This is a genomic window from Klebsiella aerogenes KCTC 2190 (assembly GCF_000215745.1).
Classification (GTDB): domain Bacteria; phylum Pseudomonadota; class Gammaproteobacteria; order Enterobacterales; family Enterobacteriaceae; genus Klebsiella; species Klebsiella aerogenes.
This window is the reverse complement of sequence record NC_015663.1, coordinates 4,399,120-4,416,481: the sequence shown is the minus strand read 5'-3', so window position 1 is coordinate 4,416,481 and position 17,362 is coordinate 4,399,120. Positions and strand designations below refer to the sequence as shown.

At 55.9% G+C, this 17,362-nt stretch carries 14 protein-coding genes; 6 read left to right on the top strand and 8 right to left on the bottom strand.

Annotated features, from left to right (window positions below; all coding sequences use genetic code 11):
* Positions 1–33: 33 nt before the first annotated feature.
* From ttcA to nifJ, 4 genes are all read right to left on the bottom strand, one after another.
* The gene (ttcA, locus tag EAE_RS20865; RefSeq protein WP_015366315.1) at positions 34–969 is read right to left on the bottom strand and encodes a tRNA 2-thiocytidine(32) synthetase TtcA; all 936 of its coding nucleotides are present in this window, start codon (positions 967–969) and stop codon (positions 34–36) included.
* Positions 970–1,182: 213 nt separating this feature from the next.
* On the bottom strand, positions 1,183–1,617 hold the full coding sequence (uspF, locus tag EAE_RS20860; protein WP_015366316.1) for a universal stress protein UspF: 435 nt from the start codon (positions 1,615–1,617) through the stop codon (positions 1,183–1,185).
* 144 nt (positions 1,618–1,761) lie between these two features.
* Entirely contained in the window at positions 1,762–2,904 is a 1,143-nt protein-coding gene (gene ompC, locus EAE_RS20855; RefSeq protein ID WP_015705623.1) for a porin OmpC, read from the bottom strand.
* Positions 2,905–3,265: 361 nt separating this feature from the next.
* The gene (nifJ, locus tag EAE_RS20850) at positions 3,266–6,793 is read right to left on the bottom strand and encodes a pyruvate:ferredoxin (flavodoxin) oxidoreductase (protein ID WP_015705622.1); all 3,528 of its coding nucleotides are present in this window, start codon (positions 6,791–6,793) and stop codon (positions 3,266–3,268) included.
* Positions 6,794–7,447: 654 nt separating this feature from the next.
* Between nifJ and EAE_RS20845 the strand changes: the two genes are divergently transcribed.
* On the top strand, positions 7,448–7,714 hold the full coding sequence (locus EAE_RS20845; protein ID WP_015705621.1) for a putative hemolysin: 267 nt from the start codon (positions 7,448–7,450) through the stop codon (positions 7,712–7,714).
* Between the two features lie 16 nt (positions 7,715–7,730).
* Here the strand turns inward: EAE_RS20845 and hslJ are convergent, their stop codons facing one another.
* The 3 genes from hslJ to EAE_RS20830 all read right to left on the bottom strand — a co-directional run bounded on the left by hslJ (position 7,731) and on the right by EAE_RS20830 (position 9,915).
* Positions 7,731–8,153 (bottom strand): heat shock protein HslJ, encoded by a 423-nt coding sequence (gene hslJ, locus EAE_RS20840; RefSeq protein WP_015366322.1) that lies wholly within the window; start codon positions 8,151–8,153, stop codon positions 7,731–7,733.
* 125 nt (positions 8,154–8,278) lie between these two features.
* Entirely contained in the window at positions 8,279–9,268 is a 990-nt protein-coding gene (locus EAE_RS20835; protein WP_015705620.1) for a 2-hydroxyacid dehydrogenase, read from the bottom strand.
* Positions 9,269–9,414: 146 nt separating this feature from the next.
* Positions 9,415–9,915, bottom strand: a complete 501-nt coding sequence (locus EAE_RS20830) for a DedA family protein (protein WP_015705619.1) — start codon at positions 9,913–9,915, stop codon at positions 9,415–9,417.
* A 186-nt stretch (positions 9,916–10,101) separates the two neighbouring features.
* On the opposite strand from EAE_RS20830, the gene EAE_RS20825 reads away from it, so the two are divergent.
* The 3 genes from EAE_RS20825 to EAE_RS20815 are packed head-to-tail and all read left to right on the top strand — an operon-like array spanning position 10,102 to position 13,248.
* A complete protein-coding gene (locus EAE_RS20825; protein ID WP_015705618.1) occupies positions 10,102–12,735 on the top strand; it encodes a YdbH family protein in 2,634 nt (877 codons plus the stop codon).
* Positions 12,732–12,917, top strand: a complete 186-nt coding sequence (locus tag EAE_RS20820) for a YnbE family lipoprotein (protein ID WP_015366326.1) — start codon at positions 12,732–12,734, stop codon at positions 12,915–12,917. The genes EAE_RS20825 and EAE_RS20820 overlap by 4 nt, the downstream gene beginning before the upstream one ends.
* 7 nt (positions 12,918–12,924) lie before the next feature.
* A complete protein-coding gene (locus tag EAE_RS20815; RefSeq protein WP_015366327.1) occupies positions 12,925–13,248 on the top strand; it encodes a YdbL family probable chaperone protein in 324 nt (107 codons plus the stop codon).
* On the opposite strand, the gene feaR is transcribed toward EAE_RS20815, so the two are convergent.
* On the bottom strand, positions 13,249–14,157 hold the full coding sequence (feaR, locus tag EAE_RS20810; RefSeq protein WP_015366328.1) for a transcriptional regulator FeaR: 909 nt from the start codon (positions 14,155–14,157) through the stop codon (positions 13,249–13,251).
* A gap of 235 nt (positions 14,158–14,392) precedes the next feature.
* Here feaR and EAE_RS20805 point away from each other — a divergent pair, with 235 nt between their 5' ends.
* Both EAE_RS20805 and EAE_RS20800 read left to right on the top strand, forming a co-directional pair.
* A complete protein-coding gene (locus EAE_RS20805; RefSeq protein WP_015366329.1) occupies positions 14,393–15,892 on the top strand; it encodes an aldehyde dehydrogenase family protein in 1,500 nt (499 codons plus the stop codon).
* A 517-nt stretch (positions 15,893–16,409) separates the two neighbouring features.
* On the top strand, positions 16,410–17,360 hold the full coding sequence (locus EAE_RS20800) for a zinc-dependent alcohol dehydrogenase family protein (RefSeq protein WP_015705616.1): 951 nt from the start codon (positions 16,410–16,412) through the stop codon (positions 17,358–17,360).
* Positions 17,361–17,362: the final 2 nt, after the last annotated feature.

Sequence of the window (17,362 nt, the reverse complement as noted above, 5' to 3'; positions counted from 1 at the left end):
GGTCTCCGGCGCTTGCCGGAGACGTGTTGCCTGTTATTTTACTTCAACCACATTCAGACGCAGTTCATCTAACTGAGCGTCTTCTTCTTCCGGCTGCCAGCCCGCAGGCTGCAGCGGGATCTCTTCGCGGTCAAAGGCCAGATCGCCGCCGTCAACCACCGCAGAACCGTGTGTGATGGATTTAAAATCAAACAGATTGACGTCGCTCAAGTGCGACGGCACCACGTTCTGCATTGCGCTAAACATGGTTTCGATACGGCCAGGATAGCGTTTATCCCAATCGCGCAGCATATCGGCGATCACCTGACGCTGCAGGTTAGGCTGGGAGCCGCACAGGTTACAAGGAATAATCGGGAAGCCTTTGGCCTGCGAGAAGCGTTCGATATCTTTTTCGCGGCAGTAGGCGAGCGGGCGGATAACGATATGTTTGCCGTCATCGCTCATCAGCTTCGGCGGCATACCTTTCATTTTGCCGCCGTAGAACATGTTGAGGAACAGCGTCTGCAGGATATCGTCGCGGTGATGGCCGAGCGCGATTTTGGTCGCGCCCAGTTCGGTCGCCGTACGGTAGAGAATGCCGCGACGCAGACGAGAACACAGTGAGCAAGTGGTTTTGCCTTCCGGGATTTTCTCTTTAACGATGCCGTAAGTATTCTCTTCGACAATCTTATATTCAACGCCCAGCTGTTCCAGATACGCCGGCAGAATGTGCTCCGGGAAGCCCGGCTGTTTCTGATCGAGGTTAACGGCCACCAGCGAGAAAGAAATAGGCGCGCTTTTTTGCAGGCTGCGCAGAATTTCCAGCATGGTATAGCTGTCTTTACCACCGGAAAGACAGACCATAATACGGTCGCCATCTTCAATCATGTTGAAGTCGGCGATCGCCTCACCGACATTGCGACGCAGACGTTTCTGCAGTTTGTCGATGTTGTATTTTTCTTTTTTACTAATTTCTTGATTTTGCAGCATTTAATAGTGGCTCAATTCATAGTGTGGCATCAGAAGAGCACGCGTTGTGCCAGTCGCTGGATCTATCCCCGCTGGCGCGTAGCAATGAGTGAGGTCTGATAGAAAACCGTGGCGTGTATGGTACGGATTCGGGGGGGCAATGTCAGCATCTTTCCGGCACTTTAATCCGCGAGGAGTAAAGATAATAAAGCCCGCCGGGCGGCGGGCTTGGGATTACCTGACGACCAGAACCGAGCACTCGGCATGGCGCACCACCGCCGCGGCGTTAGAGCCGAGCAGATAGGTAGTAATGTCCGGGCGATGCGAGGCGATAATGACCAGGTCGGCGGGCAGCGATTTAGCCAGCGCCAGAATCTTATCTTTTGGCGAGCCCTCGGCAACGTGGAAATGCATTCTGTCTTCCGGAATGGCGAAGCCTTTGGCTAATTCGCGCAGTTGCGCTTCCGATTCAGCGCGTAGTTCATCCATAGCCGGCAGTTCAGCGGTATAGGCCATGCCCAGGGAGGCGTAGTAGGGTAGCGAAGGGATAACGGTCAGGAAATGCACCTGCGCGTCATCGACGCGAGCTTCGGATTCAACGTGGCGGATCACACGTTGCGTAAATTCTTTATCAGAAATATCGATGGGTACCAGAATCATTCTACTCATAAAACCTCCTGTTTTAATAACCACCAAAACAGTATGCCATCAGGATTGAGGTTCTACTACAGCGTGAATCACAAATTGCTACGGGAACCGCTATTTTATTGGCGGTTGAAGTGAAATGCCCGCCGCGAGCGGCGGGCGCAAGCATTAGAACTGATATACCAGACCCAGCGCTACGATATTGTCGGTAGAAATACCATTGTCTTTATAGAAGTCGTCATTGCCGTCGAGCAGGTTGATTTTGTAATCAACGTAGGTGGACATATTACGGTTGAAGTAATAGGTCGCGCCGACATCCATATATTTAACCAGGTCTTTATCGGAGTACTGACCGCCGTAAACCAGATCTTTACCTTTGGACTGCAGGTAGGAAATTGCCGGACGCAGACCGAAATCGAACTGATACTGTGCAGTAACTTCAAAGTTCTGGGTTTTGTTGGCGATGGTGCCATTCTGATTGCCGTACGGCGTCATGTTACGAGTTTCAGAATACATGGTCGCCAGATAGATGTTGTTCGCATCGTATTTAACGCCTGCGGTCCAGGCATCGGCTTTATCACCGCCCGCGGTAGACTGATGGGTCTGCTCGTTGGTACGGTCAGAAGAGCTGTAGGCCGCGCCTACGCTGACGCCCATACCTAAATCATAGGTAGAGGAGATACCGAAGCCATCACCGTTGGAGTTTTTAACATCGCGGCCGTCGCCATTGGCGGTACCTTCCTGGCTGGCGGAAGGGTTATATTCATGGCTGGCTTGGTTTTCGTTTTTACCCTGATACTGCAAGGCGAAGTTCAGGCCGTTAACCAGGCCGAAGAAATCGCTGTTACGATAGGTCGCGACACCGTTGGCGCGGCCGGTCATAAAGTTGTCGGACTGGGTATAAGAGTCGCCGCCGAACTCTGGTAGCATATCGGTCCAGGCTTCCACGTCGTACAGGACGCCGTAGTTACGGCCATAGTCGAATGAACCGTAGTCGCCCGCTTTGATCCCGGCGAATGCAAGACGGGTCCATGCCTGATCGCCGGAGCTTTCGGTGTTGTTGGCCTGAACGTTGTATTCCCACTGACCATAGCCGGTGAGCATATTGTTAATTTGCGTTTCACCTTTAAAGCCGAAACGCAGGTAGGTCTGGTCGCCGTCTTTGCTGGAGTCGCTGGAGAAATAATGTAAACCGTCTACCTTGCCGTAGAGATCTAATTTGTTGCCATCTTTATTATAAATTTCTGCCGCGTGAGCAGCGCCGGCAGCCAATAATGCCGGGATAACCAATGCCAGTGCTTTTCTTTTCATTTGGATATTCCTTTAACTATTTTTGTTTTAACTTCCTGGGTGGAAGTACGGCCATGCTAAAGGAGCGCATTCTGATATGATAAGTATCAATTGTTACAATATAAGTAAATTCTAAAGTAAATAAATATACAGTAATGATAATTTTCCGTATGAATGGTTTGCGGGTAAATATATAAAATAAAAATTATACAATACAGATTGAATATCGTATTCTGACTGCGTTATATGCCTTTATTGTCATTGAATCCTTATATTGTTGCCGTCTCATTCATATTGAATGATTAATTCGTCGGAAAATGACAAGCCCGAATAGATTTACTATTCGGGCTTTTTTTATAGCACCAGATTTGCGTCAGCCGGTTTAGCTTTCGGTTGTCGGTTTCTCCGCTTTACCTGCCAGCTGGGCCAGGAAGTCATAGCGTTTTTGTAGGTCGGCGGCCGCGTCTTTCCACAACTGCTCGGCAACTTCCGGCTGCTGGGCGTTCAGGCGGCGGAAGCGTTGCTCGTTGAGCAGCGTCTCAGCCAGCGCGTCTGACGGCGGGCGCGAGTCCAGCGCCAGCGGCAGCTTACCTTCATCGGCGCGACGCGGGTCGAAGCGGTACAGCGGCCAGAAGCCGGTTGCCGTCAGCTGGCGCATCTGGTCGTGGCTTAGCGCCAGGTCGTAACCGTGCTCCTCGCACGGGCTATAGGCGATAATCAACGAAGGACCCGGATAGGCTTCCGCTTCCTGAATGGCTTTCACCGTCTGGTTAAGCTGCGCGCCGAGCGAAATCTGCGCCACATAGACATGACCGTACATCATCATGCTCACGCCGAGATCTTTGCGTGCCTTACGTTTACCGTGCTCGCCAAACTTGGTGACCGCGCCGAGCGGCGTCGCCTTCGATGCCTGCCCGCCGGTGTTAGAATAACACTGGGTATCGAGTACCAGGATATTGACGTTTTCCGTCAGGCTCAGCACGTGGTCAAGGCCGCCAAAGCCAATATCATAGGCCCAGCCATCACCGCCGATAAGCCAGACCGATTTCTCAACTAACGCATCCGCATCGGTGAGCAGCTCTTCGGCTCCGGCGACGCCCGTCAGCGCCTGACGCAGCTCGGCGACCTGTTCGCGGCGCGCTTCCGGCGACGCTTGCGCATGTAGCGCGGCATTCAGTTCAGCCGGCAGCTTATCGGCAAATTCGCTCAACAGCCGCATTACGCGCTGGCGGTGTTGATCGACGGTTAAGCGGAAGCCCAGGCCGAATTCGGCGTTGTCTTCAAACAACGAGTTGGCCCACGCCGGACCGCGGCCGTTAGCGTCAGTGGTATAAGGCGTTGAGGGGAGGTTGCCGCCGTAAATAGAAGAACAGCCGGTGGCGTTGGCAATCAACATCCGATCGCCATACAGCTGGGTCAACAGTTTGATATACGGCGTTTCGCCACAGCCCGAGCAGGCGCCAGAGTATTCAAACAGCGGGCTAATTAGCTGCGAGGTGCGAATATCAATGCGCTCAAGTTTGGTGCGATCGATTTCCGGCAGGTTGAGGAAGTAGTCGTAATTGACTTTCTCTTCTTCAACGTGCTCAAGGCGCGACATCATATTGATGGCCTTGATGTCCGGATTCTGGCGATCTTTCGCCGGGCACACTTCGACGCAAAGGTTGCAGCCGGTGCAATCTTCCGGCGCGACCTGCAGAACGTATTTCTGCCCGCGCATATCGCGGGATTTCACATCCAGCGAGTGCAGGCTGGCTGGCGCGTTTTCCATCTCTTGTGGAGCGACCACTTTGGCGCGGATCGCCGAATGCGGACAGGCGGCGACGCAGTGGTTGCACTGGGTACACAGCTCTTCCTTCCAGATCGGGATCTCTTCGGCAATGTTGCGTTTCTCCCAACGGGTGGTGCCCATGGGCCAGGTGCCATCTGGCGGCAGCGCGGAGACCGGCAGCGCATCGCCAAGGCCGGCAAGCATCGCCGCGGTGACGGTTTTGACGAAGTCCGGCGCGGCATCGGAGACCACTGGCGGACGGTTGGGGCTGCTGGCGTTAACCGGCTGCAGCGGCACTTCCGCCAGCGATTCGCGGGCCAGCGCCAGCGCCTGCCAGTTGCGTTCCACCAGCTCCTGGCCTTTGCTGCTGTAGCTTTTGGCAATCGCACCCCGTAGTTCGGCCAGCGCGCTGTCGCCCGGCAGGATTTGGGTTAAATGGAAAAAGGCCATCTGCATAACGGTGTTGATGCGCGCGCCAAGGCTGCACTCACGGGCGATTTTCGCCGCGTTAACGACATAAAAGCGCGCCTGCTTTTGATTCAGCGCGGCCTGTACTTCCTGGGGCAGACGGGACCATACCTCATCAGCGCTATAGGGGGTATTGAGCAGGAAAATGCCGCCGGGCTTCAACCGCTCTACCATCTGATATTTATCGATAAACTGCAGTTGGTGGCAGCCGACGAAATCGGCCTGCGAGATCAGATACGAAGAGCGAATCGGTTTTTCGCTGACGCGCAGGTGCGAGACGGTCAGGCCGCCGGCCTTCTTCGAATCATAGACAAAATAGCCCTGTGAGAACCACGGCGTGGAGTTGCCAATAATCTTGATATTGTTCTTGGTCGCCGAGACGCTACCGTCGCTACCGAGACCGTAAAACAGCGCCTCCAGCTTCGCTTCCGCCGGTAGCGTATTTTCCGCCAGCGGCAGCGAAAGGTTAGTCACATCATCATAAATGCCAACGGTAAAGCGGGGTTTTGGCTGTGCGGCCTGTAACTCATTAAAGATAGCCAGCACGCATTCCGGGCCAAACTCTTTGGACGAGAGACCATAACGGCCGCCGATAGTACGCGGTAGCGTTTCGCGCTCGCCGCGGTTGAAGGCTTCCGCCAGCGCGGTCATCACGTCGAGATACAACGGTTCGGCAAGCGCGCCGGGTTCTTTGGTGCGATCCAGTACGGCAACCGCGCGGGCGCTCTCCGGTAATGCCTGCAGCAGATGCGTGGCGGAGAACGGGCGATAGAGGCGAACTTTCAGCACGCCGACTTTTTCCCCACGGCTCAGCAGTTCATCAACGACCTCTTCACAGGTGCCGATAGCGGACCCCATGATGACAATAACCCGTTCCGCCTGCGGGTGACCGTAAAATTCGAACGGTTTGTACTGGCGACCGGTTGCGGCGGCGAAATCATTCATCGCCGTTTCAACGTGTTCGTATACCGCGTCGTACCACGGGTTGGTCGCTTCACGGGACTGGAAATAAGTGTCCGGATTGGCGGAGGTGCCGCGAATGACCGGATGCTCCGGGTTAAGGGCGCGTTGGCGATGCTCGGCGATTTTATCCTGCGGCAGCAGGGAACGAATGGTGTCATCCGCCAGCGGCGCGATTTTGTTGATTTCGTGCGAGGTACGGAAACCATCAAAGAAATGAATAAACGGCACCCGGCTTTGCAGCGTGGCGATATGGGAGATCAGCGCGAAGTCCTGCGCTTCCTGGACGCTGCTGGCGCACAGCATCGCGCAGCCGGTCTGGCGCACGGCCATCACGTCGGAATGATCGCCGAAAATTGATAGCGCGTGGGTAGCCACGGTGCGGGCGGCGACGTGCAGGACAAATGGCATCAACTGGCCGGCCAATTTATACAGCGTCGGGATCATCAGCAGCAGGCCCTGCGATGACGTAAAGGAAGTGGAAAGGGCGCCGGTCTGCAGCGCGCCGTGCACGGCGCCGATAGCCCCGGCTTCCGACTGCATTTCGACCACGCGGGGGACATCGCCCCACACGTTTTTCAGCCCATCGCCAGACCAGGCGTCAGCCTGCTCCGCCATCGTTGAACTGGGCGTAATCGGGTAGATGGCGATAACTTCACTCGTGCGAAACGCGACTGAAGCGACCGCGCCATTACCGTCAATCGTAATCATAAGAAGACACCCTTACATTGCGCAAAAAGAAGGGACCCGTGAAACGGCGACGAGTCCTGTAATTATGCTTTCATTTTAGCAAACGCCCGCCGCGGCCATTTTCGCATTTGTGTCCTTGGGAATGTCCTTATCTATGTTTGGATCAATTTTTTGGCGGAAAAACAAAAATATGACTGGTAAAGGGTCGAAGAAGGTGTTGACGGATACCTACGCTGCACCGCTTAAACAAAGCAAAATCTATTTTTAAATTTAATAGCTTTTAGCCAACCGGCAATCGCGTGCTATTTATTTGCTGCGGTGAATTCCCCTCTGCGGCGGAGCGTTCAGTTCAGTCTCCTGTTGGCGAAAATTAGCACGCGAATTAGTTCGAACTGGCTAATTCACCGGGAGGCACCCGGCACCGCAATCACCATTCGCAAACTATGAAACCCGATCGCTGCAAGCGTGATTTTTTCGTCGGGAAAATATTTAGCGCTGGAATGAAAGCCGCGCTGCTGCGGCGCTTTGCCTGACGAGATCAAGCTTTAAGCGGAAAATTTGCTAGAAAATGTTAATGAGGCGCATAAATACGTATTTCGCCTCTCGACGGCAGGCGCTGCGCTGCCTATTATTCTTGAGTTTGTTTATTCTAAGATGTTTCTGAAGGGGGAGAGGATGCGAGCTGCGTTTTTAGTGGGATGTGCGGCGTTATTACTGTCGGCTTGTAGTAACGAGCCGGTGCAACAAGCCACCGCGGCACACGTACCGCCCGGCATGCGCGCGGCGATGAGCGACAGCGGCCAGGCGAATTGCGCGATGGTTGGCGGTTCATTATCGGTTGCCCGCCAGCTTGATGGCACCGCTATTGGCATGTGCGCGCTACCGAACGGTAAACGCTGCAGTGAGCAGGCCTTAGCGGGCGGAAGCTGCGGAAACTACTAATACGCAAGGCGTGTGGTTACATTAAATCGGCGAGTTTATATACCAGCGATTGGTCGGCGGTCGCCAGCGTGAGCTGATTCTCCGTCAGATCGACCTGCGCGCCATCGCGCAGCATTTTGCTGAGGGTATTATCCAGCGCGTTCCGCTGTGGATCCGCGCACAGCTTACGCGTCATCGCCAGCTGTTCAACTTTTAGCTCGCCGTCTGACAGCTTGCCCTCGCCGCTGAAGCCGTTGCACATCGTGCCTGACACATACATTTTTTCGCCGAAGCTAATTTCCGGCGGCGGCGTCTGGCTTGCCGGTAGCGCCTGGCCGTTAACGCTGGTCAGCACAAAACGGTGATGTTGTAGTTGTTCGGCGTTGGTAGAAACTTTGCTGTTGTATACGCAGCCCGATAGCAGCATGCCCGCCGCCAGCAGTGCAGCAAACTTATTCATTCGTACTCCAAAACATTTGTCATATCAATAAAACGAAAAACAGTGTAACTGTAATGCAGGCAGGATCTGTGGGGATTGTCTGAATGTGCCCCCCGTTAGCGGGGAGCACAAAAGGGGAAAGAAGCTTAGACCAGCGCGTTCGGGCAGGTTTCGCCCTTAGCTACCTGCTGCAGATTGCCAAGCGTTGTCTCGGAAATACCGATCAGCGCCTCAGCCGTCAGGAATGCCTGGTGCCCGGTAAACAGGACGTTGTGGCAGGCGGAGAGCCGGCGGAACACGTCATCCTGGATGACATCATTCGATTTATCTTCAAAGAACAGATCGCGTTCATTTTCATACACGTCCATTCCCAGCGCGCCGATTTTCTGATGCTTCAGCGCGTCGATAGCCGCTTGTGAATCGATAAGCGCGCCGCGGCTGGTATTAATGACCATCACGCCGTCTTTCATCTGATCGAATGCCGCCTGGTTGAGCAGGTGATAGTTTTCGTTGGTAAGCGGGCAGTGCAGGGAGATGACGTCGGACTGCGCGTACAGCGTCGGCAGGTCGACATATTCAACGCCGAGATCCAGCGCCGCCGCGCTCGGATAGGGATCAAACGCCAGCAGGCGCATACCGAAACCTTTGAGGATCCGCAGCGTCGCAACGCCGATTTTACCGGTGCCGATCACCCCTGCGGTTTTACCGTACATCGTGAAGCCGGTCAGCCCTTCCAGCGAGAAGTTGGCATCGCGGGTACGCTGATAGGCGCGATGAATGCGACGGTTCAACGACATCATCATACCGATGGCGTGTTCAGCAACGGCTTCCGGCGAGTAGGCCGGGACGCGCACGACGCGCAGGCCCAGCTCTTTAGCCGCCTCAAGATCGACGTTGTTAAAGCCGGCGCAGCGCAGCGCGATATATTTCACGCCGTGGGCTTTTAGCTCTTCCAGCACCGGGCGGCTACCGTCGTCATTAACGAAGATACATACCGCTTCACAGCCGTTGGCCGTTTTCGCGGTCTTTTCGGTCAGCAGGAAATCGAAAAATTCCAGTTCAAAGCCGTATGCGTCGTTAACATGCTGCAGATACTTTTTATCGTACTGCTTGGTACTATAAACAGCGATTTTCATAAGGCTTTCCTCTAGTGATAATACCGTCACGGTAGCATAATTAAAATAATCTTACAAATATTAAAAATTAGTTTAATCATCAGGTTATGATATTAATTCTAGAGCATATCGCAGTCTTAAGAAATCTCTTTAAAAGACAATACGTTTCACCAAAAACTGAGGCTGAATGCCCCCGGCGCCAGCAGGATAAATGGCCAGAGTAAACCCGATGCCACATTGGCAATCTGGAAACGCCATAGCGATGTACCGCTGGCGCCGGTGACCAGCGGTAACGTTGCGCGCAGCGGCGACAGAAAACGGCCGAAGAACACCGCCCAACCGCCGTGACGGCGCAGGAATAGCTGGCTACGCAGCACGCGTTCGGCGCTGAGCCAGCGCAGGCGTTGCAGATGATGCTGATAGCGCCGGCCAATTTGCCATGAGAGCCAGAATCCGCCGATTGCGCCCAGGCTGGCGCTTAGCCACATTAACAGGAAATGACCGATGCTGGTTGAGGCAAGGGCTCCGAGCACCAGCAAACCCGAGGTACCGGGGATCACAAAAGAGATGAGGGCGCAGGATTTACTGAAGGTCAGCAGAAAAACAATCAGTAATACCAATGAATAATGGCTCTGGGCGCGTTCGATCAGCGAGATAATGAGCTCCACGGAATAACGGCTCCTTATTACCTGTTTTTCCAAGTGTCGCAGGCACAATTTAAACGAAGACTAAATAGTTATTCAGCAGAAATGAGTGCGACTATCCTTAATCAGGACGGTAACTTTCACTCGCGGGTCGAACGTGCCACAATAGGCGCCTATCGGCTTTTACTTAGAATCAGGATTTGACTGCCCATGAAGGGTAAATATAAAGCCGCTCTTGCGCTGTTATTAGCTCTAATTTTGCTGCCGTTGGCCCTGCTGGCCACATTAACGCATTGGGTTCCGACGCTGGCGGGTATCTGGCTGCCGGTCGGCACGCGTATCTCGCTTGGCGAAAGTCCGCGCCTGACGCGCTCCTCGTTGATTATCCCCGATTTACGCTACCTGGTGGGCGATTGTGAAATTGCTCGTGTCAGCAACGCGCGCCTTACCCGTCCCAGCCGCTGGCGGCTACACCTGAGTGAACTGGATATCAATAGCGCCTGCCTGGCTAAGATCCCCGCCAGCGAGCCGCTCTCCGGCGCGCCGCGAACTCTCGCCGAGTGGCAATCGATGCTGCCTTATAGTTGGTTAACTATCGACAATCTGCGCCTGTCGCCGTGGGAAAAATGGCAGGGGAAACTGGTGATGTCGTTGACGCCTGGGCAGCAGGATATCGGTTATTCAGGCAAAGAGGTCACGTTACAGGCGAAACTGCGCGGCCAGACCTTAACGGTCAGCAATTTCAGCGCGCGGCTGGTGGACGATCAGGCGCCGGTTAAGCTGGTCGGTGAATTCGAAATGCCGCTGGTGCCGGATGGTCTACCGGTCGATGGCCATCTGGTCAGCACCTTCGAGTTCCCACAAACGCCGGGTCTGGTGGATGCGGAACTGGAATGGCAGAAAAACCGCGGCCAGCTGCTGGTCACGCCGCGCGGTGAGGTCGAGCCGATGCTCGACCTGCCGTGGGAGATCACCCCTGAACGTATCACCATCAGCGATGGGCGCTGGAACACGGTGTATGCCGGCTATCCGCTTAGTGGGCGGGTGGCGCTTTCGTTTGGTGACTGGCAGAAAGGCACCGAGGAGATGGAAATCAGCGGCCGGCTCAACGTGTTAACGCACGGCGAAGCGGGTAAAGGCAACGCCGTGCTGAATATTGGCCCAGGTAAGCTAAGCATGGACCACAGCGACATGCCGCTCAGCCTGACCGGCGAAGCCAAGCTCGACGATATGATTTTTTATGCCGTGCTGCCCGCAAAACTCAGCGGCCCGCTGATGACGCCAGAGCTGGCTTTCCATCCCGGCGCGCTGCTGCGTTCACGCGGGCGGGTGATTGACTCGCTGAACATCGATGAGATCCGTCTGCCGTTGGCGGGGGTGAAAGTGACCCAGCAGGGGGTGGATGGCCGCCTGCAGGCGATACTGCGCGCCCATGAACAGGAAATGGGCGATTTTACCCTGCATCTGGATGGGCAGGCCGACAATTTTATGCCCGACCGCGGTCGCTGGTCGTGGCGTTATTGGGGCGATGGTCACTTTACGCCGATGCAGGCGCGCTGGGATGTGAAAGGCGCCGGTGAGTGGCGGGATAGCGCCATTATTCTTAACAGCCTGTCGACCGGGTTCGATAAGCTACAGTACGGCACCATGCTGGTCAGCACGCCGCGCCTGACCCTCGATAAACCCATTCACTGGTTGCGTAATGAACAGCATCCGAAATTTAGCGGGGCGTTGTCGCTGGATGCCGGTAAAACCACCTTCAGCGGCGGCAGCGTTCTGCCGCCGTCAACGCTCAAATTCAATATTGATGGCCGCGATCCGACCTGGTTCCTGTTTAACGGCTCATTACACGCGGAGAAAATCGGCCCGATTCGTCTGACCGGCCGTTGGGACGGCGAACGCTTGCGTGGCCAGGCATGGTGGCCGAAACAGGCGCTAAGCGTATTCCAGCCGCTGATCCCGCCGGACTGGAAAATGACCCTGCGTGAAGGTGATATGTATGCGCAGGTGGCGTTCTCCGCGGCAGCCGGGCAGGGCTTTGAGGCCGGGGGCCACGGCGTCTTAAAAGGCGGTAGCGCCTGGATGCCGGACAACCAGATCAACGGCGTCGACTTTGTTCTGCCATTCCGCTTCAGCGGCGGGAGCTGGCAGCTCGGTACCCGCCGTCCGGTTTCACTGCGTATTGGCGAAATCGTCAACCAGTTCACCGCCAAAAATCTGAGTGCCGATCTCCAGGGAACATGGCCCTGGAGCGAGCAGGATCCGCTGGAATTGAGCAACGTTAATGTTGATATCCTTGGCGGCAAGCTGTCCATGCAGCAGCTAAGGATGCCGCAGCATCAACCGGCGCTGCTGCGTCTGCAGAATATCTCCAGCAGTGAGTTGATAAGCGCCATCAAAGTAAAACAATTTGCGGTCTCTGGCGCGTTTAACGGCGCGTTACCGTTATGGCTGAACAACGATAAATGGATCATTAAAGACGGCTGGTTTAGCAACCCCGGCCCGATGACCCTGCGGCTGGATAAAGACACCGCCGATGCGTTGGTGGCCGATAACGTCTCCGCCGGCGCGGCAATTAACTGGCTACGCTACATGGAAGTCTCGAAATCATGGACGCGCATCAACCTTGATAATCTCGGCAAGCTGACGATGAGCGCGGCGATTAGCGGCACCAGCCGGGTGGACGGAAAAAGCAGCACCGTGCATTTAAACTATACCCATGAAGAGAATATTTTCGATCTGTGGCGCAGCTTGCGCTTCGGCGATAATTTGCAGGCATGGCTTGAGCAGAATGCAAAACTGCCCGCCCCGCGCTGTACGGATACATGTAAGGAACCAAAATGATAAAACTGTTCGCCGCGGCGCTGGCGACCCTGCTGCTGGCAGGCTGTACGCCGCGTATTGAAATCGCCGCGTCCAAGGAGCCGATCACCATCAATATGAATGTCAAAATTGAGCATGAGATTCATATTAAGGTGGATAAGGATGTCGAAAATTTGCTGAAGTCACGTAGCGATCTGTTCTGAGGCGATAATGAGAAAACGACTGCTGACTGCCACCCTGGCGTTAATGCTGTTGAGTAGCCCGGCGCTGGCGCTGACCTTGAATGAGGCGCGGGCGCAGGGTCGAGTGGGGGAGACGCTGAACGGCTATCTGGCACCGCTGAAACAGGATGCGCAGACGTTGGCGCTAGTTAAACAGATTAATGCCGCGCGCAGCGAAAGCTACCAGCAACTGGCGGACGACAATAATCTGCCGGTGGATGAGGTGGCGAAAATGGCCGGACAGAAACTGGTCGCCCGCGCGCAGCCGGGAGAATATGTGCAGGGGATTAACGGTAAATGGTTGCGCAAATAGTTAACGATAGCGCTTGCGGTATTCGCCAGGCGACACGCCGAAGCGCTGCTTAAACGCCGTTGAAAAATGGCTATGGTCGCTAAAGCCCCAACTGTAGCCAATTCCCGCCAGTTTCTCTTCGTCGTGCGCGTTTTGTAACGCCCGGGCGCACAGGTCAAGACGCCGGTTTTTAATATACTGCGCGACCACCAGACCCTTATCGGCAAACAGGCGGTACAGGCTGCGTACCGACATGCCGGTTTCCCCGGCCAGCCACTCCGGACGCAGCTGTTCCGACTGTATCGACTCATCTATCAACGCCATGATCTTTTGAAATTGCTTGTCGCGGCGCGTCGGCGGCGCGTCCTGTTGCAGCAGCATTGGGCGTAACAGGCAGATGATAGCCTCCAGCGCCGCTTCGCCTTCGCTTTCTGAGAGCGCCGGGCTGCGTAAACTTTCTTGCAGCAACCGCTGGCTGAGCTGGACCATCGGCAGCGTTTTATTCAGCCGGGTGGCGATGCTGATGTCGCCGCCGTGCAGCTGGCTTTCCACGAGCTGGCGGGGCAGCAGCAGCGAAGCCTGTTTTGACGTGTGTTGCCAGAAGATAGAACAGGGGCGCGAGGCATCAATGAGCGTGATATCGCCGGCTTCGAGCGCCACCTGGCGCTCGTCCTGCTCGATAGCCGCCTGGCCTTCGAGCTGAAAAACGGTATAGAACCAGGCGTCGTTGTCGCGTTTGATTTCGTTACGGGTGCGGTAAAGATTGACGCCGCGGGCGGTGACGGTACTGACTTTGAGACTACCGGTATAGCTTGCATCAATCTCGCCATGGAATTCGTCGCCCAGCGGACGGGCGGCAAAATGGCCGCATACCTGATTAATCTTCGCTAACCAACGCTGATAGTCCTGCCCGCTTTCTACCGTCGCCATTGTCTGCACCTTGTAATAATGATGTTTCTGCATTGTTGCATTTATGCCGTGAGTGGCAAGAGCGCAGCGTGGAGTATATGAAAGAACTATTACCTGCGGCACATTTCACCGCCTTTCTGGGTGCTTAATTGCGGGACCTGTCACAGCGGCAACAACGATTGTCACAGAGAAAAAAGCGCAAATGGCTGACCCGTCCTAGACTGTGTTCACTATCCGCGAACAATAAGGAAGTCGCATGTCCACATCACAGGTCGCGCTGCTCGCCAGCGTACAGCAGTTTCTCGACAGACAGCATGGCTTATATATTGATGGCAACCAGCAGGCGGCGCAGAGTGAAAAACGCTTAACCGTCTGGGACCCGGCCACCGGCCAGGCGATTGCCACTACGGCAGATGCTAATGCCGCCGACGTTGACCGCGCGGTGATGTCCGCCTGGCGCGCTTTTGTTGCCCGGAGCTGGGCCGGGCGCACGCCGGCCGACCGCGAGCGGATTCTGCTGCGTTTCGCCGATCTGGTGGAACAGCATGGTGAAGAGCTGGCGCAGCTCGAAACCCTTGAACAGGGGAAGTCGATCAATATTTCGCGCGCGTTTGAAGTCGGTTGCACCCTCAACTGGATGCGCTACACCGCCGGGCTGACCACCAAAATCAGCGGCCGTACGCTGGACGTTTCCATTCCATTCCCGGAAGGCGCGCGCTATCAGGCGTGGACCCGTAAAGAGCCGGTTGGGGTGGTGGCGGGGATTGTTCCGTGGAACTTCCCGCTGATGATCGGCATGTGGAAGGTGATGCCGGCGCTGGCTTCCGGCTGTTCAATTGTGATTAAACCCTCCGAGACGACGCCGTTAACGTTGCTACGGGTAGCAGAGCTGGCAACGGAAGCCGGGATCCCGGATGGCGTCTTTAACGTCGTCACCGGCAGCGGCGGCGAGTGCGGCGCCGCCTTAACCACCCATCCGCAGGTGGCGAAAGTGAGTTTCACCGGTTCGACCGCCACCGGCAAGCATATTGCCCGCGCGGCAGCTGACCGTCTGACCCGCGTAACCCTTGAACTCGGCGGCAAAAACCCGGCCATCGTGCTGAAAGATGCCGATCCGCAGTGGGTGATTGAAGGGTTGATGACCGGAAGTTTCCTCAATCAGGGGCAGGTATGCGCCGCCAGTTCGCGGATCTATATCGAAGCGCCGCTGTTTGATAACCTGGTGGCAGGCTTTGAGCAGGCGGTTAAGTCGCTGCAGGTGGGGCCGGGAATGGTTGAAACGACGCAGATTAACCCGGTGGTGTCGCAGGCGCACTGCGCCAAAGTGGCCGCTTATCTGGATGAAGCGCGTCAACAAAACGCCGAGCTGATTAGCGGTAACGTTGGGCCAAATGGCAACGGTTTTTATATTGCGCCGACGCTGGTGATTAATCCGGATGCCGGGCTGCGCCTGAATCGCGAAGAGGTGTTCGGCCCGGTGGTAAACCTGGTGCGCGTCGCCGATGGCGAAGAGGCGCTACGTTTAGCCAACGACAGTGATTTTGGCCTCACCGCCAGCGTCTGGACCCGCGACCTGACCCAGGCGCTGAACTATACCGATCGCCTGCAGGCCGGTACGGTATGGGTTAACAGCCATACGCTTATCGATGCCAACCTGCCGTTCGGCGGAATGAAGCAGTCCGGGACCGGACGCGACTTCGGCCCGGACTGGCTGGACGACTGGTGCGAAACCAAATCGGTGTGCGTGCGCTACTGATTTTTTGTCGGATGGCGCTACGCTTATCCGACCTACGGTTCGTGCGGCCTGCCTTTAATTTATTCACCATGCTGACTGAAACTGCCGGTGTTGGTGGCCTCAAAATCGCTGAGACGTTCCCGGAAGGCCAGGGCAGCCCGCATGGATGCGGGCTGAGGGCCGTGTTTTGCACGGACGCTGCCTCGGCCCGACCCGAAGCCTGCAGGGATAAGTCGAAGGCACCACGAAGTGGCGATTTTGGCGGCCAGAGCCCGGGAGTACAGAGGGCGGCGGCGACTGGCCGCCCTTTGTGCGCTCCCTGCGCCATGATAGACATAACGCAGAAGACATTTCGGGAGCGCAATGTGCTCTGAAATAATAAAAAACAACTGTTTTTCCCGGACCAAAACAGTTGCAAATCGATAACAGTATCTACAGCGCTGTGCGATTTGGTAGCCCGGAGAAGGCGCACATACCTCTTCCCCCTGAGCGCTGATTTGCTATGATCGGCGCTCTTTTTTTCTGATGTTGCCCCACTATGTGGAATGATGCGCTTTGCTATCAGCAGTACGGCGCGCCGGAAACGGTGCTCGCGCTGCATCACCTGTCGTTGCCGCTGCTGGCGCCCGGACTTGTTCGGGTACAAATGCGCTATGCGCCAGTCAACCCTTCCGATCTGATTCCCATTACCGGCGCTTACCGCCATCGTACGACGCTGCCATCGGTGGCGGGCTATGAAGGTGTTGGGGTGGTAGTTGAAGACTCGACAAACGGTCGCCCACTTCTGGGGCAACGGGTTCTGCCGCTACGCGGCGCCGGAACCTGGCAGCGTTATCTCGATATTGACCCGCGCTGGCTGGTGCCGGTCGCTGAAGATATCGATGACATCCTGGCCGCGCGCGGCTATATCAATCCGCTGACCGCGATGCTGATGCTGACGCGCTGGCCGGTAGCGGGGAAACAGGTGCTTTTGACCGCCGCTTCATCGTCCTGCGCCAGCCTGCTGGGACAGTGGGCGCTCGCCATGGGCGCGCGTTCGGTCAGCGGTATTATTCGTTCGCCGCAGCACATCGCGCGCCTACAGCAATATGGCGTCTACCCGCTACTTGAAGGCGATAGCGCGCTGATTGAACAAGTAAGCCAGTACAGCGATCTGGTGTTTGATGCGGTGGGCGGTGAGCTGGCGAATTTTCTGCTGGCGGTACTGCCGCAGACGTCAACGCTGGTCTCTTACGGGTTATTATCCGGTAAACCGCTCACCCAGACGCGAGGCTGCGCAGCGGTACGCAAATTTCATCTGCGGGAGGCCTTACCGACACTCAGCGTTGATGCGTGGCAGGCGGCGTTTGCCGGGATCTGGCGACAGCTGCCGACCACGGCGCAGCCCGCCGCGCAGGTGATAAAGCTGTGCGACTGGCGTGAGGCGATTGCCGCCGCAGGCCAGCCGGGAAGAGGCGGTAAAATCCTGCTCGATTTCACCGCGGGCTAAGA